The organism is Natrinema sp. CBA1119, from assembly GCF_002572525.1.
Taxonomy (GTDB): domain Archaea; phylum Halobacteriota; class Halobacteria; order Halobacteriales; family Natrialbaceae; genus Natrinema.
In genome coordinates this window covers 1-21,493 of record NZ_PDBS01000004.1, presented here as the reverse complement: position 1 = coordinate 21,493, position 21,493 = coordinate 1, and the positions used below count along the sequence as shown (strand labels likewise).

15 protein-coding genes and 5 pseudogenes are annotated in these 21,493 nt (G+C 57.7%); 6 read left to right on the top strand and 14 right to left on the bottom strand.

Features of this window, described 5'->3' with window-relative positions; genetic code table 11:
• Positions 1 to 150: pseudogene (locus tag CP556_RS21645) on the bottom strand (IS5/IS1182 family transposase); the annotation flags it as partial.
• A 35-nt stretch (positions 151 to 185) separates the two neighbouring features.
• A pseudogene (locus CP556_RS21640) lies at positions 186 to 1,027 on the bottom strand (IS5 family transposase).
• Between the two features lie 799 nt (positions 1,028 to 1,826).
• Between CP556_RS21640 and CP556_RS21635 the strand changes: the two are divergent.
• From CP556_RS21635 to CP556_RS21620, 4 genes are all read left to right on the top strand, one after another.
• A complete protein-coding gene (locus CP556_RS21635) occupies positions 1,827 to 2,213 on the top strand; it encodes a hypothetical protein (protein WP_098727751.1) in 387 nt (128 codons plus the stop codon).
• Positions 2,210 to 3,331, top strand: a complete 1,122-nt coding sequence (locus CP556_RS21630) for a tyrosine-type recombinase/integrase (protein ID WP_098727750.1) — start codon at positions 2,210 to 2,212, stop codon at positions 3,329 to 3,331. The genes CP556_RS21635 and CP556_RS21630 overlap by 4 nt, the downstream gene beginning before the upstream one ends.
• 523 nt (positions 3,332 to 3,854) lie before the next feature.
• Positions 3,855 to 4,256 (top strand): DUF7344 domain-containing protein, encoded by a 402-nt coding sequence (locus tag CP556_RS21625; protein WP_098727749.1) that lies wholly within the window; start codon positions 3,855 to 3,857, stop codon positions 4,254 to 4,256.
• Complete coding sequence (locus tag CP556_RS21620) at positions 4,253 to 4,708, top strand: hypothetical protein (protein ID WP_098727748.1); 456 nt, start codon at positions 4,253 to 4,255, stop codon at positions 4,706 to 4,708. Before CP556_RS21625 ends, CP556_RS21620 begins: the two co-directional genes overlap by 4 nt.
• An 88-nt stretch (positions 4,709 to 4,796) precedes the next feature.
• Here the strand turns inward: CP556_RS21620 and CP556_RS21615 are convergent, their stop codons facing one another.
• The 8 genes from CP556_RS21615 to CP556_RS21570 form a co-directional block, all read right to left on the bottom strand.
• A complete protein-coding gene (locus CP556_RS21615) occupies positions 4,797 to 5,825 on the bottom strand; it encodes a Hint domain-containing protein (RefSeq protein ID WP_098727747.1) in 1,029 nt (342 codons plus the stop codon).
• A gap of 1 nt (position 5,826) precedes the next feature.
• The gene (locus tag CP556_RS21610) at positions 5,827 to 6,543 is read right to left on the bottom strand and encodes a PD-(D/E)XK nuclease family protein (RefSeq protein WP_098727746.1); all 717 of its coding nucleotides are present in this window, start codon (positions 6,541 to 6,543) and stop codon (positions 5,827 to 5,829) included.
• Positions 6,544 to 6,618: 75 nt separating this feature from the next.
• A protein-coding gene (locus CP556_RS21605) for an IS630 family transposase (RefSeq protein WP_255291564.1) occupies positions 6,619 to 7,640 on the bottom strand; the annotation gives its coding sequence in 2 pieces (ribosomal slippage) (positions 6,619 to 7,134 and positions 7,137 to 7,640; 1,020 coding nt in all).
• Positions 7,641 to 7,661: 21 nt separating this feature from the next.
• Positions 7,662 to 10,505, bottom strand: a complete 2,844-nt coding sequence (locus tag CP556_RS21600) for a UvrD-helicase domain-containing protein (protein ID WP_176548293.1) — start codon at positions 10,503 to 10,505, stop codon at positions 7,662 to 7,664.
• Positions 10,498 to 11,754 carry a PD-(D/E)XK nuclease family protein gene (locus CP556_RS21595; RefSeq protein ID WP_098727753.1) on the bottom strand — a complete coding sequence of 419 codons (1,257 nt, stop codon included), beginning with the start codon at positions 11,752 to 11,754 and terminating at the stop codon, positions 10,498 to 10,500. The genes CP556_RS21600 and CP556_RS21595 overlap by 8 nt, the downstream gene beginning before the upstream one ends.
• Positions 11,751 to 12,575: a hypothetical protein gene (locus tag CP556_RS21590; protein ID WP_486187788.1), complete on the bottom strand. Its 825-nt coding sequence runs from the start codon at positions 12,573 to 12,575 to the stop codon at positions 11,751 to 11,753. Before CP556_RS21590 ends, CP556_RS21595 begins: the two co-directional genes overlap by 4 nt.
• On the bottom strand, positions 12,572 to 12,916 hold the full coding sequence (locus CP556_RS21585) for a DUF7344 domain-containing protein (RefSeq protein ID WP_218011997.1): 345 nt from the start codon (positions 12,914 to 12,916) through the stop codon (positions 12,572 to 12,574). Before CP556_RS21585 ends, CP556_RS21590 begins: the two co-directional genes overlap by 4 nt.
• 1,112 nt (positions 12,917 to 14,028) lie before the next feature.
• Positions 14,029 to 14,577, bottom strand: coding sequence for a DUF8170 family protein (locus CP556_RS21570; RefSeq protein ID WP_098727740.1), 549 nt, complete (start codon positions 14,575 to 14,577; stop codon positions 14,029 to 14,031).
• Positions 14,578 to 14,705: 128 nt separating this feature from the next.
• Here CP556_RS21570 and CP556_RS21565 point away from each other — a divergent pair, with 128 nt between their 5' ends.
• Together CP556_RS21565 and CP556_RS21560 are read left to right on the top strand one after the other, a co-directional pair.
• Positions 14,706 to 15,119: a MarR family transcriptional regulator gene (locus CP556_RS21565; protein ID WP_098727739.1), complete on the top strand. Its 414-nt coding sequence runs from the start codon at positions 14,706 to 14,708 to the stop codon at positions 15,117 to 15,119.
• A gap of 123 nt (positions 15,120 to 15,242) precedes the next feature.
• Positions 15,243 to 15,566 carry a DUF6788 family protein gene (locus CP556_RS21560; protein ID WP_098727738.1) on the top strand — a complete coding sequence of 108 codons (324 nt, stop codon included), beginning with the start codon at positions 15,243 to 15,245 and terminating at the stop codon, positions 15,564 to 15,566.
• Positions 15,567 to 15,654: 88 nt separating this feature from the next.
• Here CP556_RS21560 and CP556_RS21555 read toward each other — a convergent pair whose 3' ends face one another.
• The 4 genes and pseudogenes from CP556_RS21555 to CP556_RS21540 all read right to left on the bottom strand — a co-directional run.
• Entirely contained in the window at positions 15,655 to 16,932 is a 1,278-nt protein-coding gene (locus CP556_RS21555; RefSeq protein ID WP_098727737.1) for a Cdc6/Cdc18 family protein, read from the bottom strand.
• A gap of 1,116 nt (positions 16,933 to 18,048) precedes the next feature.
• Positions 18,049 to 18,900: pseudogene (locus CP556_RS21550) on the bottom strand (IS1595 family transposase); the annotation flags it as partial.
• A 25-nt stretch (positions 18,901 to 18,925) separates the two neighbouring features.
• Positions 18,926 to 19,894, bottom strand: a pseudogene (locus CP556_RS21545) (IS1595 family transposase).
• Between the two features lie 62 nt (positions 19,895 to 19,956).
• Positions 19,957 to 20,978, bottom strand: a pseudogene (locus CP556_RS21540) (IS4 family transposase); the annotation flags it as partial.
• Between the last annotated feature and the right edge of the window lie 515 nt (positions 20,979 to 21,493).

Sequence of the window (21,493 nt, the reverse complement as noted above, 5' to 3'; positions counted from 1 at the left end):
ATCGAGGTAAATCCGCAGACAGTGGAGGGAAACGAGTGCATAGTCGGCGAATCCGCCGCCTCCTTCCGGAGCGGCGGATTCGTCTCCATCGCCAGTAACTCTTTGAGCAACAGGGACAACTTCCCCAGTGAAGCGGGAGATTTGTGTCATGGACAACCAAATCGTCCCGCTTCAACTCCTTTGATTTAGCGACCCATCCCGACGCTGTCTAGTGATTCAACACAGCCGTTATGCACGATGCACTTCCGAGTCAGCTCCCGGAACTGGCCGTGCCAGCTCCGGGAGCGAAGCTTCTCGCCGTTGTCTTCCTTCAACTGCGAGAAGCCTGTCTCGCTCATCCAGCGTTGGTTGTAGTCCTCGTTCATCCGGGCGTTGTGGGCCTTCTGCAACGGTGTCTGCTCCCGGTGCTTGATCAACGGTCGCGTTGAGTTGGAGCGACACTCCTCACGGAGGTCGCTCCACGAGTAGTTCGCGTCAGCAGACAACACACGCAGGTCTTCCGCGTCCCGGCGGAAGACCTGCATCCCGATGTGGCCGTCCCACGCCTTCTGCGTCGTATAATGCACGTCCTTGATCGCTAGCGAGTTCACGTCGATCAAGATCGTCGTCTTCAACGACTGCAACGAGTAATTCGCGCGGTCGCGGTAGTGGTAGCTCGTTTGATCGCGCTGGAAGCCACTCGCATCAATCGCAGCTTCACCACTCCAGCCCGCCTGCTCCGCCGACGCGCGGAGCAGGCGGCGGAGTTCACGCATCCGGTACTCTTGTTCCCACCGGCAGAACGAACTGTAGTGCGGTGCCTCGTCAAGTTCGAACACGGCGAGAACGCCGGGCATCTCGTTGAGGTAAGGTAGTCCTCGGATTCACGGAGGCTCTTTTCCAGTTCGACGCGGAACAAAATCAAGGCGATCTGTACCCACTCAGCGTACCCGTCCGCGCCGTCCGGCGCGGCGGGTACGTTCGGCTCGTCAACGTGCTGTTTGGCTAGCTTTCGACACATCCAGGCAAGCCGTCTGAGCGATACCATATCGCCAGACGGCGTCCATTTCCCGGTTAGTTTGACGGAATCTTCCTGTGAGAGCGGCTCTGGCTGCCGTCAGCTGGCGGCAAAACAAGGCATATTTTCAGCGAGGGTGAGAACAACTTCCCCGTCAAGAGCGTTGATAAGGAGGTTAAGAGGCTGGTCCTCGTGGATTTCACAGTCTGCTTGCTGGGGTTTTAGCACACCTTTTGTCAGCAGACGTCTCAACTAACCGGCTTTGTGATGTACTGATTCTACCACAAACATTGCGGTTCCTGTACGTATCAGACAGTCAGCGTGGTAGATTGTCGGTTAGTCTCTCATCATGGCGTAGTTTGTACCGTTGCGAAGCCGGTTACGAAATCCAAGGGTTTAATAGGGCATACTGTCAGTATGACTTACCTGCTGACAGCACGACCATATTGCAGCCTCTCTAATCCCAGAATTTAGCGTTTAACATACTACCACACTTCTGATAATCGTTGCGAGCTTTTATACGTCTTCACCAGAAAGTTGTATGTGTGACAACGAAACGGGCGCGGTCGGCCGGTAGGAGCCCTGTGCCGTGCGAATCGGCCTATAGCCCTGCGAGAACCGGGGTGAACGACAACAGAATATGCATGACCAAGCCCGTATCATCGTGTCACCCAACCCGACGCAGTCATGCGATTCACTCATTCCACTCATTCAGCAGACTTCCATCATTCATAAATCGACGATTGCAGCACGAACTCTACCGGCCTAACTCAGAAGAACCGCTTAGAAGCCGTATAATAACGATAGCAGAATCACAACACCCAAACAGATGATAGGACCAAACGCAGACCCCGATCCCGAAGACGGGACGGGGAAACAAGTGAAGCTCACACTCTCCATGTACGACTACCAGCGTACATGGATCGAAGAACGTGCCGAAGAGCGCGAGATGAACCTCAGCGAGTACATGCGTGCGATGGCCACCGCCGGCGAACGCCAGTTGGTGGCGCTCGAAAACCTCGCTGACGAGGACGGCCGCGGCGAACTCGAAGCCAACATCGTCGAGCAGCTCCCCGACGACGAAGCCGACGCAATCGATCAGGGCGAGCTCCTCGAAGCGATCCTCTCGCCGATCCGCGAAACCACATACACGATCCTGAAGACGAACAGCCAGATCGAGTACAGCCCGGAACAGGAAGGGTACTACCTCAAATGATAGGGGACGACAAAGACGAAGCCGAAGACGACTACCCGAACCAGTGGACGTCCCCCGGCTACACCGACTTGACCGACCGCGACGATGAGATCGCCGCCTACATGGAGAACCGAAAGAGGTCGGTACGCAGAAAGACTTGGCGACAGAGCGGCACCGCGCTCAGGCACTTCGCCGAGTTCATTGATGAACGCGGGATCAAGCCCGGTGACTTCAACGATGACGACGCCGAGGACTTCATCAACTGGCTCGAAGCGAAAGACAGCATCAAGGATTCAACGGTGAAAAGCTACGCCGGCAGCGTCGCGCACTTCTACGACTACGCGATGCGCCGCCAGCGGAGTGAGACCTACAGCGACATCAACTACAACGCGATCGCGCTCGTGCTGGAAGACCGAACGTGGAACGACGATCGAACCACGGAACGGCGGGATCTCTCACTGAAACAGATGCGAGAAGCCATCCTCTCGGTCAACCATCCGCTGCTGCTGTGCATCCTAATGCTGTTGATCAAGACCGGGATGCGAGCCTCGGAACTCGCCAACCTCGACATGCGCGACATCAACCTCGATCACCACTGGTTCAAAGAGCACTTCCCAGAGTGCCGCAAGAACCTCGAAGACAGGCCCGATACCCTGTACATCGCGCCGCGATCCGAGATCGAAGTCGGCGACGTCGTGAACGGCGAAGAGCGGAAGGATCCGAACAAACGAGCCCGCGGAACATACGTCCCGATCGACAAGGAGACCAAAGCCGTGATCCTACTGTGGCTGGCGATCCGGCCGCCGTCACGATCGCCCGCCGAACCGCTGCTGACGTTGACCGTCCCAGGTAGCTCAACAATCCCAGGTGACCGGCTCCGAGCCGACTACATCTGGGATCAGGTGAGCGACTGGGCCGAAGCACAGGGCTGGTGGGACGCCGACGCAACGCTCGAAAGCAACGTCTCACCCCACTACTTCAGGCACTTCTTCAGGACCGTGTTCGGCGCTCGAACGGACGATCAACTGCTGGTCAAGTACTTCCGCGGTGACAAAGGCGACGCGATGGAAGACTACATGCACTACTGGGAAAGTCACGTTCGAGAGCCCTACCTGCAGGCGATCTACAAGATCTTCTAACGCGTCTACATGCATTTTTGATTTCCGCACAGAATTACTCATTTGGAGATCCATTTAGTTAACCGTCAAATCCAATCCATACAAGCGCTAAGTCAGTCGGGTAACGTACCAGCGACTAACTTTACAAACATCTTTTATACTCCATTCACAATCCCGAACTGGCCTGACAAAACGGCCCCCGGCGCTGTGACGCCGGGCACCTACTGCCAACGATGACAGCAAGCCAACGTACCCACGCGACGAGTGATAACTCTGTCCCTCGCTCATCTCGAGTCGGGACCGAGAACATCACTCCCCAGCGTGGTCCACGACTTCGATCGATTGTACAGCACATAAACAACCGTAACGGCGCGATCACCGCCGCCGAGATCGCTGCCGAAGCTGGCTGGACGCGCAACGAGAGCGGTGACAACATCTCCCGGATGCAAACCGCCAACCTCGTGCAGTTGCTTGACGGCCTACAGGAACTCGTCCTGCTACTGACGGCGAAAAGCGAACACTTCGTTCAGGAGGTTGGGCTCTGATGCCCGGATCTAAAGGAGCCCGGGAGAACTACCGTGTCATCCCGCTCGACCCCGATGACGCGTTCGAAGCGATCAGCAACTGCCGGAGACGGCGCGTTCTACTCTCGCTCGATCACGCCGATAGCCCAATCAGCGCCGGCGACCTCGCGGTCGAACTCGCTGCAATCGAGAATGGGGTTGAACCCAGTGCGGTCACGAGCGAGCAGCGTAGCCGCGTCTACATCGCCTTGACGCAGGTTCACTTGGATACACTCCACGAGATCGGCGCAGTGAAGTACGACTCTAGAAGCAAGCAGGTCGCCCCGACAGACGCGACCGCTGGCCTCGCAGAGGTCATCCGCCGCACCGAATCGTCCTGCTACACGCCGAAATCCGAGCGCGGAGGTGAGGTAGACGCATGATCGAGGATCCGATGCCGATTGATCTCACTCCCGAGGAGCTCGCCGAACTCGTTGCATCTGACACGCGTCGACGCCTCCTCGGCGGGCTTGACGAGCTGATGATGATGGATCCGACCCAGCCGTACGAACCCCACGTGACCCAACTCGTAATCGACATCACTGCACTTGACGACGACATCAGGAATCACTTCGCCTCCGGGAAGCAGATCCAAGACTCCGCCGATACGCTCCGTGATGAGCACCTTCCAGTGTTCGAGCAGTACGGCATCGTCGAATACGACCGCGATGAGGACCGGATTAGGACGACGAAGAGCACGATGCTGTTCACCGCTGCGATCCAAGAGATTGAAGACGCTATTGAAAGTCACAAGACGTGTCAAACGATCTGCGTTGACGACGCCGAAGAAGCCGCCAAGGCGTGGCTCTCAACCGCGATACGGGGATCCACCTGAAGGCGGGGCTCCCTAACGACGAGACGAACTTTCACGCTTATCCACAGTGGAAGAGGCGTGAAATGGTAGATCCCTGGGGAATCTCCCTTCACTGTGAACGAGATAACATACCCTCTGTGATCAGCGTTCCCTCCGTGGTCGACACGCAATACATAGTGTTCTCTTTTTCCGGTTTGATGGAGTTAATTGAGGTTTGACCGCTGATTCGCCGATTTCCGGCAAACGCTAATCGTTTTCGGCTGACTTTGGGACGGGTTTCCAGCAGGTGTTCGAACGCTCTGCCCGTTTCTCGTCCTGGCGTGAGACGGATTTTGTCAGAGTACTCCCCTTTCTCTCCTTCGTCGTAGCTCCAGTCGTAACCCAACAAATCGAGGTACTCACAGACCTGTGAGAATATCTGTCCTTCGTACTGACAGTACCCCAGCTCTTTCCCCTTCGGGTAGGTTCCATCAGTATCCATCATTCCTGCCAAGAATCCGCGAGCGTAGTCCTCGTCGTTTGAAGGAAGCTTCGACGTTAATCTGTCTCGAATGATCTCGTCACAGGCACCAGGTGACACTGGCATCAACGCCGTCTCCGAGCTGTCGGTGTACTGCCGTCGTTTTAACGACAATTTGAACTCTGGGGCTACGTCTTCGGCGTACTTGACGACAGTTCGTGCGACCTCTTCATCCACGGAACTGATGTACGACCCAGTATTTCGGGGGTCTTCGACTCTGTCTTTCCATCCCGGGACGCTTCCATCGCCACAAAACGCGCCCGTGATGTATCCTTCTCGGTACGCGTCGTTCTCTTCGTACTCGTTTGGAGCGGCGAACCAGTAGATTTCGTCGTCTACGCTGAGCTCCCCCGCTTCGCGATACATCGATTTATTCCACTTCTGGACGAGGAACTTGTGGCTGGTCGAGACGGAAACAGTAGCGTCGGATGTTGTAATTTGGATTGCTTCTGCCTTGCAGATCTCGATATCGGTGATTTCTCCGACGCGGTACATTCGGTACCGGTGATCGTGTGGTGTTTTGTCGAAGGTGATGACCCGTTGCCCTGGGGTAAGTGTGCTTACCGGCTCCCAGGTCATGTCTGCGAGCAGGACCCGTGTCTGTGCTGCAGCCGGCATATTACTTGCCTCCTTCGAGTAGTGTGTCCAGGTAGTCCTGGAGTTCTGACGACGAGAATTGGACCTCTTGTCGGTCAGTGACTGCGCCGAATGTTTCGATTGCGCAGTTGATTGGTTGGTCTACACTACTCTCTGCGCCGAGGAGCATTGCGTAACACGATACTTGAATTTCGTACCGGCGTCGGGTTTCGCTGGTCATGTCTGTGAGTGCGATTTTTGTGTCGATGATTGTCCAAGATCCATCCGAGTTCTGCAACACGAAGTCTGCCTGCCCTTCGATCTCGAATTCGACGTCCCCGCGTCTGGTGTGCCTGCGGAATGGTTTCTCGACGATGACCCTCTCTGCTCGCTCCAGCTGTTCCCACAACTTTGAGCTGGCGATGTCAGGGAGAACAAACTTGGAGAGGAACTCAACCAGGCCGTCACGTTCAGCTTGGCTCGCAGGTGGACCGTGGTTGTGTAATTCGTCGTCGATGATTCGGTCGACCGTCGGACTCTGCGTCCGGAGGTTGTGTGCTGAGACGCCGTGATTGACACATCGTGTGAGAATGCTGTGGACGAACGAGCCGACGTCTTCCGTATCGAACTCGTCGAGGGAAAGCGGCAGGCCGTCGTCGACCGTGTCGGCGTCCGTATGGAGTGGGCGGCCCTGCAGGTGGTCGAGGATGTTCGCCTCGGGGTTTTCTGAGAGCGGGTAGAGCGTGCTCGGTCGAAGCATTCGCGGGACGAGAGCAGAAAGGTCCTCTTCGGCAGGTGGTGACGTCGCTGCAAACGCTGACGAAGTGGCTGATACTTACGGACATAAATACGTGAAGATATCTGGAACTTCAATGCGGTTGAGTGCAGAGAGAGCAGCACCACGAAGATCGTCAAGCGTCTCAAACAGACGGTTCCCAAGTTCTTGATCGAGTTGTCTCCAGCACTCTTCCGCGGGGTTCAGCTCTGGTGAACCCCGCGGAAGGTAACAGAGTTCGATCGGTGTATCTTCGACGAATTCCTGCACTGCGTTCGCCGTGAAATACGACGCGTTGTCCAAGACGACGCAGATTTTTTCGCCGAACTCGGTCTGAAGTGCGTCGAGTAAACGGATCGTTGTGTCGCTGTTGAAGTTCTCTGCACACGGCAGAAAGAACGTCTCACCGCCGTCGCTGACTGCACCGAGCAACTTGATGCTATCCCACGCGCCCGTCACCGGGAGTGACGGGCGCTCTCCTTCCGGAAACCACACATAGATCAGCGTCGAGAGTACCTGGCGCGTCTGATCGATGGTCAGGATTGTGTATTCGTCGTCCAGGTCGTTGCGCTTTTTTTGAAGCCTTCTTGCCAGGCTTCTTGGGCTCTTTCGTCGGATTTGTGGAACTCCGGCCGGGCTGTCTTCCAGGACAGCCCGGCCTCAGACATCAATCGTCGGACGTGCCGCTCACAGTACTCAACGTCGAATTCTTCGGCGAGGTAGTGACGAGCTAGTGGAACAGACCACGCGGGCGCGTCTAGTCCAACTTCTTCGGGTGATTCGTGGAGTGTCTCAACGAACTTGTCGTGCTGTTCATCAGAGAGTTCGGCTGGTCTGCCTTCACGCGGATCGTCGTAGACGACTTGCTCGACCGGCTCATCAGCGAGCCGGTCGAGCCGGCCAACCCAACGAGACAGCCATGGACCGGTGTATCCGTACCGTTCAGCTACCTCTACCATCGTCGCGTCGTCTTCTTCGAGGTAGTTGATCACCGCCATCAGCCGCTGTGTCGGCTTCTTGTTCTCGACCTCCGCGAGAGCGTCGCGGAGGTCGTCGAGGGTGGCGGCGTCAAGCGTGGCCATACCTCCCAATCACACTCTAGCCTAAAGAATATTCAGCCGACAGTATGAGTCGTCGGAGGTGGAGTGCCTAGGGAGCGTGTCGACAGCATTGACGGCCACGTCGATGGATCGCGTCCTACCGTCCGGTGCTTCGACGTTGAGGGAGTACGTCCCTCCACCAGGCGTCCCGTCGAATCCGAGGCCATCACGGATCGATTCAAGCCAGCGATCCCGTGGCCGCTCAGAACCGGGAACGTCGCGTGGTAGTGGAACGACGAGATGGTTCCTAGTACGGGACAAGGCGACGAACAAGAGCCGCCAAGCTTCGGATCGCGTGAGACGAGTCGCAGTCTGGATGTGGTCGTGACCGACGAGTTCGGGATCAGAGGAATCGGTTCTAGTCTCGTCGGACCAGCGTTCACTAGCCCACCGCAGACCGACATCAAGCGGATGGGCGGTCGAACCAAACCGAGTATCGTCGCCATCGGGGTCGTAAAGACCACGAGTATAGACCGATAGTGCCTCCACTTCCGGTGCGGCAGCGTGTATCGGTGGGGCGAGCCCGACCATCGGCCCGGTGTTGACGAAGCGTTGGCTGACTGGGCCATGTTTGCGCAAGGGGTAGCCGATGTCGGCGAGGGCGACGACGTTGCTCTCGTCACCCTTCATCTGGTGGATCGTTGTAAATACGACGTCGTGATTGCTGGTGTGGACTGGCTGGGTCGGCCCTATATAGGGCTCGTCGCGATACTGTGTCAGGACGTCCGTCAGAGCGCTCAGCGTACTCAAAGACTCGGTCTCCCACTGGGCCACGAGTTCGACGAGCTTGTCCAGATTAGCGACCCGCTGTTCCGGCGCAACCGCCGGAGCGACATCGTTCGGATCCGCTCGCAACGCTAGCGTGTCGATGAGGTCGGCGAGACTGACTGCAGCTGACTGACTACTGAACGTCGTGTACTGTTCTCGGAGGCAGTAGAGCCGGTCAAGGATATCGCGTTGTTGGTCGGATATGTCACTCAAGGGCGCGTCATGAACAGCGTCGAGTTGCCAGTCGTGCACCTCGAAGGTCGCTTCGAGCGTGGACAGACCAAGTTCGGACTCCAAAACGAGTGCCCGCGTGCGATCCGTGGCGACAGGGTCGGCAAGCCACTCGGCGACGTCGATGGCGGCCGTAACAGCGGGGGAGTCGAAAAGATACGTCGAGGCATCCGCAACCGTGAGTCCCTCAGCCTCGAACGCCTGCCGATACGTATCTATGTGTGTTCGCCATCGGAACAATACTGTAACATCAGGGTCGCCGCAGCTAGCTTCGTCTGTTGGTTCAGTCTCACCATCGACGCAATCGAACGTACCGTCAGCAAGACCACAGGAGAGGTACGTCGCCAAAATGCCAGCTTCCCCTTTGCCGCTGTCCGGGGAAACGTACGGGATCGACCCCGGAACAGCGTCGGTGTCGAACGCGGCAATATGGACACTCGGCCCGGGATTCGGATCCCGATCGGCGTCCAGACGTGGATATACAACGTCGAGGGCCCCTACATCGCCACGCGTAGGGTCGGTAAGCATCGGCTCGGCAATCGCGTTGACTGCTGCGGCGACGTCAGGTGTACAACGATACGTAGTAGCCGCCGTCTCGACTACGTGCGTGTCCCAGTCAATACCCAGATACCGACCTTCTTCGACGGCACGTTCGAAGAGTCTCGGGTAGGCATCTCGCCACACGTACACGGATTGACGGATGTCGCCAGCCGCCAGAACGCGACAGTCTTCCATGACAATCTGGGCGAGTGCCTCGTGCTGGAGCTGAGAGACATCCTGTGACTCGTCGATGATGACGCTCTCGATACGATCTTGGTACCGCTTCAGGACTCGCTCCCGTTTCCTCGCCGCTGGATCACCGTTGCCGAGATTTCCCGAGAGGAACTCCGCAACCAAGAATGAACAGTCCGTATGCGAGATGACACCGCGCTCGCGGGTGAGTCGTCGGTACGCCTCGCGGTATCCATCCAGTAGCGTCCCAAAGGCGTCAATCACCTCAACCCACGCCGTATGTAACTGTTGGTCGGCGGTGACGATCTCCTCACGGTCGGCACCGTCCAGCGATCGGCGTGCTTCGCCTGCTGCTTCGCTCCCGACGCAGCGGGCGAGCGCACCAGCTACATCGTCGAACGAATCGGTTTCCCCCTCATCGTAGACGGCGTTGACGGTCGCACGGAGCTCATTGATGAACTCGACTGTTGTGAGACGACGTGCGCGACAGTGGTGGAGCGCCTGGCGTAAGAGAGCGGTCGGGCCGTCGTCGTACTCGCCCGGCGGGTAGCCAGCTTCGACGACATCGATAGCCTCTGCATATGCCGACTCAGACGCGAGTTCCTCGTAGCAATCAGCGTGCAGGCGTGTAAGTTGCCCCTCGTTGCCGACATCCGGCATCTCTTCGAACCCTACTTCAGCGGCGAACTCCCCGAAGAGACTCCGGAAAACACTGTCGACGGTCCCAAAGAGCGGCGCTTGCCTGATACGCTCAACGAGATACTCGACATCGTCATTAGAAACGGCCGCGGCGGCCGGCGTCATGTCGTACTCGACGAGTTCACGGAGTCGTTCGATGACTGCCGGTACGAAGGCAGTAGCGTCGTCACGCGTGAAGGAGACGACGCAGACACGCTGCTCGGGCACCGGATCACCAGCGACATACCTTCGCAACAGTTCCTCCGGTACGACGTCCGTGATCGTGACCGTCTTGCCGGCTCCCGGATTACAGTTCAGGACGTACAAGCCGTCGTCGTGGTCGAAGTACGCATCCCGAATCCGTCGTTGTGCATCTCGAAGTTCGATCGGGGCACTGCAGTCGGTCGTGTTGTCGTCCTTGCTGGATCGGTTACTCATTAGAATTCTTCCCCGGTGTCGCTGACTCATCGTCTAGAAGCATCGATTCGATCTGACTCGGGAGGGCTCGGTCAGTACTCAGGAGTTGCTGGCGAGAATCCCGGTCGACGAATTCGGTGTCAAGATGATCAAGCAACGGCGATCGGAATTTCTGATTCCCATCGACGTCAAGCGCATGACGCGTGACGATGATACCGCGGGTGGCTGCGGCGATTGTGTCGCAGAACTGGTCGAGATCACGACCGCCATGCCACGCAGTCTGTGGTGCCAGTCGCCCAGCAGGGCGGTCACTGACGAGGATGGTGTGCTGGAGTTCCGGCGGGAGGGTACTCTTTGTCTGGTTCGGCCACTCATCTTCGACCAGTCCGACAGCGACAACGTATGGGATTTCGCGCGCCCAGATGTCGTTCGCCTCTAAAAGATCGAGGGCGCGCGCGTTAGCGTGTTCTCGACGTCCCGGTCGCTGCCGGGCAAGCGACTCGCACATTCCCTGCACCGCTGCCCACGATTCATCCGTCCATCCGTCCGCCAGTCGCTGGGTGTACTTGCTCTCGACCTGTTCGACGAGCGTCTCCATTCGCACAGTCGCACGCGCTGCCGTCTCGGTCTCCAGCAGCGCAGGCGAGTCGGTCGCCCGTCGCTCCGGTAGGACTACTTCCCGATACGAATCGACCACACCACCCAGGACGGCAGCGACGGTTGTTGGTGTGGGTTCCGGAGCCCGGGCGATCCACTCGACGTAATCGGCGACTCGTCGGTCAGTCCACGTTACCTCCTCAAGGAGCAATTGCCACGCGTGAATCGGACGCGAGTCCTCAGGAAGCCGATGGGATGTCTCCGCGAGCACCTCACCGGGAAGCGGCCACACGTCCGTCGCTTCCTGTGGTGTCCACCCTAATTCCAGCGGGCGAAGAAGGGTCTCGGAATTCGGTTCGGTATCACCCAACAGCTCACAGAGCGACGCTATCAGCCGATATAGGTCCGTCTCGACGAGGTCGATCTGTGTCCAGAACACCGGCGTGACACCGTGGCGAATCGCGGCCCGGGCAAGTGTCTCCTCGTATCCGTCGAGGTCACGGGCGACGACGACGATATCTCGTATGGGAACGCCGTGTTCTCTGAGCGCAGCGACGACAGCCATCGCGGTCCGAGCTTCCTGATAGCGTGTAGTCACCTCGATCTCCGCCACCGGGACGTTGGGCTCCACGTTCGACGTATCGAACCGGATTGGAGATGGTGTATCAGTCATGTGACCACCACCCTCCCCGGGTTCGGGACCGCCCATACGTCGGTGAGCCGTTGTTCGAGAAACGGACCCGTCCCGCGGCGCAGGAAGAGATGGGCTTCGACTTCGCACCGCAACGTCACAGCAGTGAGCAGATCGACGAGTGTCGCGGGGACGGTACTTAACCCGACAACTGCGATCCGTTCGACGGCCGGATATGCATCGGTCCACGCTGCGCCGTCCGTGTCAGTGACGATTCGTGTGGCACGGCGGACGAGTTCGCCATCGGACGGTACCTTCTTGGAGCGACGCCGAAGCGCCCGTTCCACGGCAAGCGTCCCGTCAAGAAGGTCATCCGCATCGACGTCGATGGGGGACGGTGCCGATTCGACGGCCTGACGGAACGCACGGACTCGGTCGGGGTGGTAGTTCGTCGTCACTTCGAGTTCGCGTCGCGCCTGCTCGATGGCGGTCCCACTCTGTGCCGGCTCTCCACCAAGCACCAACCGGAAGCGTTCGGTCGCCTCGTTCTCACCACCCAGAATGTCCCCGAGCAGTGCGAGTCGGTCAACGCGATCCAACGCCTTCGCGGGCTCACCCGCTGTTTCCATGACGTGCGAAGCGACGGCCGAAGGCCCGGTAAACGCGAACGCGTCCAACGGAAGATTTGCCTCAGTGAGACGGAGCTTCAGATTCCGCCTGTGGAGCTCCACTGGCGCAATGACGACATTTGATACAGTACTGGCGTGTTCGGCCCACTCAAGAAGCAACTCGACGCTGCCCACGTGAACGACGACCGGCTCAGGGAGGGCTTCAGAATCCACAACCTCCGAAGACGCTCTCATTCGCCTGCGTCCTCCACAGGCGTATAGCAGTCAGCCGTCACTTCCCTGATCAGTCGAGCCAGCGGTGCAGTCGTATCCGTCGCCTTGACGAGTTTCGAGCGGGGGTCGTAACGTGCGACATTAAGTTCGTCAAGTGTGATCAAGTGATCCTGAACCAAGTTGACATACACGCGTGAGCGCTGTTCGCCCGTCATCTTGCTCGGATCAATAGCGTTCTCTCGGGATGCGATCTCGATAGAGAGCTGGTTCGCGTCCACACCGTTCTCGACCCGATCAACCGAGAGAATCACCCGTCGACGTCGGCTGTTCGAAACCGCTTGAAATACGTCTTCCAGGCTCATTGGAAACGCACGTCCGCACTCGGTATTGGTCATCATCGCCTCCGACCGAGGAACTCGCCTCGACTCGTCAGCATAATCATCCGATGAGCCGAGTCGCCGATTAACTCCGCACAGCCGATTGCTTCGAGCCGGTCGAGAAGCTGATCAAGTTCGGTGGTGTTCCACTGGGTTTCGATTTCAAGGTCGCGGCGAGTCGTGGTACTAGCGGTCTCGTATGCATATTCGATAATCTGGACGAGTGCATGGTCGTTGGCGGGAGTGTCTGGTCTGTCTTCAGAACCCTGAAAGACAGAGTTATTACTCGCAGCGCTGTTAGTATTTGGTGCTGTCATATCCTGGCAGTGTAGTCTCCGGTGTTCACGCACCGGGGGCGCTTTCAGCCGAGTAAGCGTACTGTCTATAGTATAAAAGATATTTGTCCTCTTAGTGAGTGACACCAGAGAGCAGGCTCACGAGGCCTCTCTATCGGGAATTCATTTCGGCGTTTAGGATGGTATTATCGGAATCCGTCCGAGAATGAGCATACCACCGAAAATCAGCGTTTCTTCAGTAACATACTCATGGGAATTATCATAGGTGCTCGTAGCGTTCCTGCCTTGGGATCGAACCACAGGGGCTGTTTCCACGAAGCGGAATACTCGATTGGCTACGATAATCCGTAGCAGCTGCCGAGTCCTTATTTGGATTCAGCACGAACCACCAGACACGGGATAACCGAGCTTGATGGGAAATGTGGGCAAATGAACCGCGCTCGCTCCCAGACTGGATCGAAGACGCTTACGAAATCCACGTACCCGAGATAGAGGATAGGGAAGGCGGGCTCTCGCAGGAGCAGGCATATGACCGACTGTTAGCTCATGATACGTTCCCATCCGAGCCGGCCGATGCGGAGTATGCTATCGAACGGTTACTTGACTCCGTCTGGTTCTATGAAGTTGATGGGTCTCTCCGAGTCACTGATCCAGACGCCTAACTCTATCGCGGAGTAGCGCGGTCGAGTCCCGCGACTGGATGGGCGACTCCCGCTGATGCGGACGGATCCTAATTAACCAACAAACTATCCAGTACATCCTCAACGTTGGTTAACGCAGACAATCACGGTCCCACTACCGTCACGGGAGTTCTTCTATCACGTCGACGAGTTCCTCCTCGGTCTGCCAGCGATACAGCCGTCTCTCTTGCTCGAACAGCTCGAAGACGCCGTCCTGCATCCAGCCGAAGGGGTGTTCTTCGTCCTCATACACCCGCTTGAGGACGTGGCTTTTCGCGAAAAACTCCGTCGTGCCGACGAGGAGGCCCTGCTCGACGAGGAAGTCACTCGGTTCCTTTTCGGCGACACCAACGAGGTAGGTGACGATGTCGGCAATCAGGCAGAATTTCTGGATGCTGTTGTCCCATTCCCCGCGGATGTCGACCATCCGGAAGGCGTAGGCGTCCTGCCGGCGGTTGAGCCGGTCGACCACGAGGTTCAGCCGCCGAATCGGCTCCCGATCGTAGTTCCCGAGCACGAAGTACGAGCGCTTATTTTCGTAGACGGGGATCAGTTCGCTCAGGGTGTGGAGGATCTCCTCGTTGTCCGCCAGCGAGATCTCTTTGTCGTCGAGTTGGTCCTTCGCACTAGTGAGGACTTCTTCAGGGACGGGCGGCTCCTCGTCGGACATATATGGCCCCTCTCAGCGTCGTGCGATATGGTTTACGGAGTAATTCACCAGCTTAGTCAGGTGTGGTTTACTCCAGAGTGGTTTACTCAATGGTAAACTACTTGCCGCCAGGCCGTGTATCGTGTCGTATGAGCACCGACCTGGGAACTGCTGAGGCGATGGAATCCCGCGAGCTCGTCCACTTCGTCACCCAACAGACGCGGTTCGCGCTGATCAACAACATCCTCCAGCACCCCGAGCAGTTACCCTCGATGTACGAGCTCAAGGAGCTCAACCCCAGCGTGAGTGATGCCACCGTCTACAAGCACATCCAGAAGCTCATCGACGCCGGCATCGTCAAAGAGGTCGCCCTGGACGACGACCAGCGCCGACAGGGCTACCCCTGGAAGTTCTACGGACTCACGGAGGAGGGACGGGAGTTCCTGGAGGAACACAACCTGCTCGCCGCTGAAGAGACGCTCCAGCAGATCTACGACACCATTTCCGACAAGCCCGAGAAGATGGTCAAGTACGAAAACGCCCCCCGTCCGGATGGCGTCTAACGGCACGGTCTATTTCTGAATAGTTTGCTATTCGTACTCTTTAGCCCGTGACGAGACAATATCTGATTAACCAACAAATCTATGCCGATACGCGCTCTGTTGGTTAATACGAGGCGACCGCTGATGTCCTACGAGCCACCGACGCCGCCGGCGGAACTCCTGACAGATATCGTCAACACACTCAACGGCTACTCGCCGGACCAACTCCAGCACGTCGCGCGCTACGCCGAGGAGCTGGCTGAGTACAAAGCTCGCGAAGCGCGTCTCAAGGAGGAGTCGGAGGACGACGAGATTGACGAGCGGCCGGACGACCTTCCGGACGACGTCCCGTCGAAGGCCACGATCACGATCAAGGAAATCAACGACAACCGCTACTACTACTGGCAGTGGCGGGAAGGTGACAAAGTGAAGTCGAAGTACAAGAGTCCAGTTAACCCAGACGAGTAGTCGGTGCAGATACACACCCACCCCACGAGCCCGACGTGTCGAGAGATACACTCGTGACCAGGGGTGTGGTGAGCGACCGAACCGAGGGCTAGGCCAAGTCTTCCAGCCGACTGTCCCGGAGGACAGATTTCAACACGATACCCGTGTCCTGAACCAGCCGGTGCTCGAGATAACTGCCTTCACCCCGGCCACCCCCGGTCCGAGTTGATTCAACGACGCCGAGGAACGCCTGCTCTTTCAACAGCTCGTAGACGCGGTGCTCGCTGAGAGTCTTCGCGTCAGCCTTCTCTGTCGTCGTCTGATACCGTTCATAAGTCCGGTTGGTCGAAAACCCGTCCTCGTTTGGATTCTCTTCGGTGAGCAGCGCGAGAGAATAGAGGATGAATTTGACCTGTGTCGTCGATCCACGGAGAAGCTCCTCGAACCGATCGATTTCAGCCCACTCCTGGGCATCGCGAACGTGTTCCTCGACGACTGTATCGACGTTTTCTCGCTCGGCTAGTTCGCCGGCGTGACGAAGAATTTCGATTGCCTTTCTGGCGTCACCGTGTTCTTGAGCGGCTAGTGCCGCCGTCAGCGGAATCACATCATCAGATAGAACGCCATCGTGGAACGCGTCCCGTCGGTGCGTCATAATCTCGCGCAGTTGATTCGCGTCGTAGGGTTGGAAGACAAACTCCTCCTCGCGAAGACTGGACTTGACGCGTTCGTTCAGCTGGTCGCGATACTCGATTTTGTTGCTGACTGCGATGACGCCCAGGTGGCAATCCGCTTTCCCCGATTCGCGAGCCCGCGAGAGCTGCATAAGAATATCATCGTCATCGAGTCGGTCCACCTCGTCGAGAATGATGATGACCGACTCGTAGGTAGTATCCAGAATCTCCCAGAGATAGTCGTAGTATTCACCGCTGCCAATCCCTGCGCGTGGAATATCAAAGTTAGTCTCGTCCGTCTCGTTGAGTGAACGAGTCACCGTCCTCGCGACGCGTGTCTGTGTGTTGTGCTGCGCGCAGTCGACGTAGACCGTGCCGACGGACACACCGTTCGACTCCGCGGCTCGGCGAGCTCGTTCGGTGACGTGACGGGAAACGAGCGACTTCCCGGTTCCCGTTTTGCCGTAAATAATCACGTTGTTGGGCGGATCGCCACGGACGATCGGTCTGAGTTCAGCAGCAACGGCCTTGATCTCGCCATCCCGGCCGACGATACGGCCGCTTTCAGGGACGTGGCCAACCTTCAGCAGCTCCTTTCGAGCGAAAATGTTGGCTCGGTTGGGGTCGTCTTCATCAAAGTCAAAGAGGGGATCGTCGGCGGGATCCTCATAGCGGCCGTCGAAGTCAGAGAGTTGGGACGGTTCCTCAGCCATCAATATCAGACATCGCGGATGGGACCTACTTAATGATTTGGCTACCTCGGCCAGAGTGTAAATCGGGCTATGGTCGTCTTCTGATGTTTTGTCGCTGGCGTATCATCCTCACAAAGGGTTGAGTCGGTCCCGAGTGAAATCGGATTCGGAGCGGGAGTTACCGACGCAGACCGGCACCCCTAATCCAGAGTGAAAACGCCGGACTGGAGCGGGTTTGACACACCCCTGGTCAAGAGTGAATAGCCCTCCACCCGGTGAGCAGCGTACTTGGTTGAGACGACACCCCCGTCCAGAGTGTATCTCCCGAACCGGGTAATCAATCATTTCTATGAGAAAACTCATCGGCACTGGGTGTCTGACGCACGGCAGACACTCCTCATCCAGAGTGAAAGCGCCGGTGTGACGAGCTGGAGTGTGAACCTCGAGTGATGGTGACGAACGTTCGTCGGCACGAAGCAAAGCAGGGTACAGTCGGAACTGTCGGGATTGGGTGTCTTGATTCCGGTTGACGAGGAAGATCGGGAGATACCAATCCTGATTTCGGCGTTGATGCCGCTTTGCTGATTAGCGAATAGTCAGAACGACGATTGTTCCTTTAACGTTTCACAATACACGGATGACGGAATCGAACCCCCACACCCCTCGTCCAGAGTGAAACGCTACGAGAGTCCCTCAGTTGACCCGGCGGAAATTACACGACGAGTCGGTTGGGAAGTATCGAAATCACAAGACATGAGACGTGTATCCCTCTAACAGCAGTCGTCACACAACCGAAAATCCTCCAAACATGCCAATCTGGATATCATTATCTAGAAGTTTTATTACTACCTGCTTCTTACCATTCACCAAGTGCATTCAGCACAGGGGAGAGGACGAAGGCGGCATTCGTCCAGGTGGTTTCGAAACGCTGTTCGTGTTTGCTGTTCCATTTCTTCCGTGTTCTCCCGTCACAGGCAGTCTTTCCGTGAATCTTGCTGATCTTCTCTCACGAAAACCCCTATTTCCTGTGGACCTCACCCCACACCTCTGATTGGTTTTCACTCTGGACGAGGGGTGTGTGGGCGAGGTATTCTCTCCAGCTCCCTTCCGTGTCTCCACTCAGTATCGCTCTCGCTCTTATGTAGAATTACGGAAAGCCCCGATAACGAGACAATCAACGATTGACTCGGTGGATTCGCCAGTCAGAGTGAGTGATCGAACGATGCCGAAGGTGTGAGCGGCCTGTTCCAAGCCCTGCTTGGACAGGCCGCGGAACTTCCGCAGCCACGGCTGGATGAGTAAAAACAGGCACTCAGCTTGGTTAATATGGACGCCCTCGGGAGATACGTACTGCTCCTTGTGGACGACCGTTCGGTGATCACGCTCCATTTCTCGGTAAGCTTGGAGTCCGTCGGTCAAGACCTCTCCCAGTGGCTGGGAGAGGTCTTCAGCCTCTTGGATTACTGGTTCAAGATCGCCGCTGTAGTCGATGCCGAGTTGGCCACGAATCACGCGAAGCGAGTCGCGGCACGCCGCGACGAGCGTCAACTGATCACCGTGACGCCCTCGCCAGCGTGAGCGGCCTGTCTGTGACGAGCCGCCGCGCGAACGACTGTTCCGCGGCGGCTCTTGTCCTTTGTACCCCGAACAGACCTTCCCAGACTCGTCGACTTGCGTCGGTCCATCGATGGTCTGGTCGAAGAGGCTCCAGACGACGGGGAAGCCGCGCTGAACCGCGGCTTCCACCTCTCGAATCGCCGTGTGAACGGTTTTGTAGGTTCGACCGAGCAACGGTGCGATCTGGTTGATACTGAGCAACGTATCGGCGTAGAGTGTGAACGCGAGAAGCACCTCTCCTGCGGTGAGGTGCTTCTCGTGGAACGGTGTTCCGTAGGTAAAAACCGGCTTAAAATCGCAGTCGCGGCACCAGATACGGTCGATTTCTTCCCACGTGACGATGCTCTGATGACCGCACCGTGGACAGGACGTATCGCTCTTCGGTAGACTGGCGGAACTAGCGGAACACGTTGACGGCGATGCAATCGATGAGGCCGTGGATTGGTGCCCCAGTAAGGTTCAGTGACCGAAGGAAGCCGTAGGTCCGAGCGGCCTGCTCCAAGCCCTGCTTGGACAGGCCGCGGAACTTCGCCAACCACGGCTGGAGCAGCGACCAGAGACACTCTGCCTGGTTCGTGTGGACGCCCTCGTCAGAGACATATCCCTCGTCGTGGACGACGTACCGGTGATCATACTCCATATCTCGGTAAGCTGGCAGTCTGTCGGTCCAGACCTCTCCCAGTGGCTGGGAGAGGTCGTCGGCCTCCTCAATCACCGGCGCGAGATCGTCCTCGTAGTCGCTTCCCTCTTGGGCTGACACCACGCGAAGCACGTCGCGGCAGGCCGCGACGAGCGTCATTTCGTCTCCCTGATCCCCTGTCCAGCGGGTGCGGCCGCCTTCGGGCGACTCGCCGCGGTCGAGTCCCTCCCGCGGCGGGTCTTGGCCTTTGAACCCCGAACACACCTGCGTGTTTCATCGACCTGTGTTGATCTATCGACTGTCTGGGAGATGCGCTCCCAGACAGTCGGAAACCCCCCGACAAAACGCGGTTTCAAACTCTCTGAGTTGGTCGTGAAGCGTCGTGTAACACGGAGAGAGGAGACCAGCGATCTGGGTGATGCTGAGCAGTGTGTCAGCGTAGAGAATGAAGGCGATGAGGAACTCACCGGGGGTGAGTTCCGAATCGTAGAAGGGTGTCCCTCGCGTGTACGTGGTTTTCCAGTCACAGCGGCCACACCAGATACGGTCGGAGCCGTTGAGGGCGTGGAGACTGTCTGCGCCACAGTTTGGACAGGAGCGTTCCTCCCAGATCGTCTTGAGACGCCGCTCAACGATGGCGTCGAGCGGCTCGGGCCGAAATTCTATTACGCCCAGTTCCGCAAGTTCCGGTAGCCTCTGGCCGAAGGCAGGGCGGTCTTCGTGCATATCCGTTTCTGCCCAGCCAGAGGCACTAATGCTCCTGGTTTCGCCAGTCTACTGAAGAGCGCCAGCAGTGACAGCAACGCCGCATACAGTAGAATTTTCACCACATCCGGGTCGCTTGTGTCGAACTCGTCCAACTCATACTGCGTCTTCAGTTCACGAAACAGTGTTTCAACCTCAGTGACACCGATACAGCGTTGCTAAGTCCGCCGGGAAGAACTCCTCTCGCGGCAAGTTCGTGATGTAGAGGTGGTAGTCGTCGGCGTCCGCGACGAGGACGCCGACGACGCGGAACCGTTTCGTGTCCAGCGACCGCGTTCCCTCGTACTGCCCGCGCTTGAACTCCGCTTCGACCTCTACATCGATGTACTTCCGCGAGAGGTCATCGACCACATCGTGGATCTGCTTGCCCTCCAAGGGGATGGCGCGACCGCGCTATTCCCGTAATTCCTCCGTTATCACCGGATTCGAGTCTACTTCAGCCGACTCACGAAGTAGCCGTCGTTCTCGTCGATTAACGCGAAGCGGCGGTACTTGAAGTATGCGAGGTCAAGCAGAACTAGCCGTCCTTGCAGCCACGAACCCGTCTTGAACAGCGTGCTATCGTGCGTTTTTCGTCAGTCACGTCGAGTCGTTCAATCGTCTTATCAGTGGCATCGTGGAGCAGGTGGAGCTTCGCTCCAGCCTGCTTCTCATGACGAGCTTGGAACTCCTCAGAAAGGAACTCGTGTAACCGCAGGACGGTTCCATCCGCGATCATCACGTCCCTGAATCGGTCAATATCAGCGTCAACAGCGTCGGGAACAGCGACCTCGTCGAGCACGGCCTCGACGAGGTCGCGGAGGTATTCTGCAAGAGTCGGCGTCAACCGATGGTAGAAGCCACCGGGAGAGATGGTCTCATCAGCTGTCGAGTTGTAGCTGCGTCTGAACCCAGCGAGTGTTCGGCTCTCGCCTGCGGCGATGCCGAACACGAGCGCCCAGACGAGGGCTGGAACCTGAAGCTTGCCCTCACGCTCGACCACGCCGAGTTCCTCGGCGTGCTCTTCGAGATACTCAGAGGGAAACAGTGTAGTGAGCCGACGCATAATTCGAAATGAGGAGGCTTCTGTGCGCACAGCGGTTACCTCCTCACTCCTCTCGAAAAGTAGTCCCGATAAGCCGCTGCTCTCACGCGGTTTCTGGCTTAGCTAAAGACGGATGGCCTAGCTACTTGGCGCATTCGCCCTCGTCCGAGCGAAGCCGCTCCTCGTCGCTATCACGCCCGTCCGGAGCGACGAAGCCATCAGCGACGTAATCGGGCGCGTCCTCAACCGCGTCGCGGCACTCCCCTTTGATATCGCCGGCCTCCTCGCTGATCGGGCCTTCTACAACGGCGCGTCCATTCAGCAGTTCAGCGCAACCGCCCCGGTCGTGTAACCGGTCATCAACCCTGGGAACCAGACAGCTGAGACACTGAAGACGACCATCTCCAACTAGACGGAGTACAGGATGTACGAAGGAAGCGAGCGGGAACAACGACATGCGACTCCGCGGTCCGGCTGTTGGTTGTGCTGGTGAGCTTCCTGTTGCGGAGTCTCTGGTTGGTCGTTCGGTGGTGCGC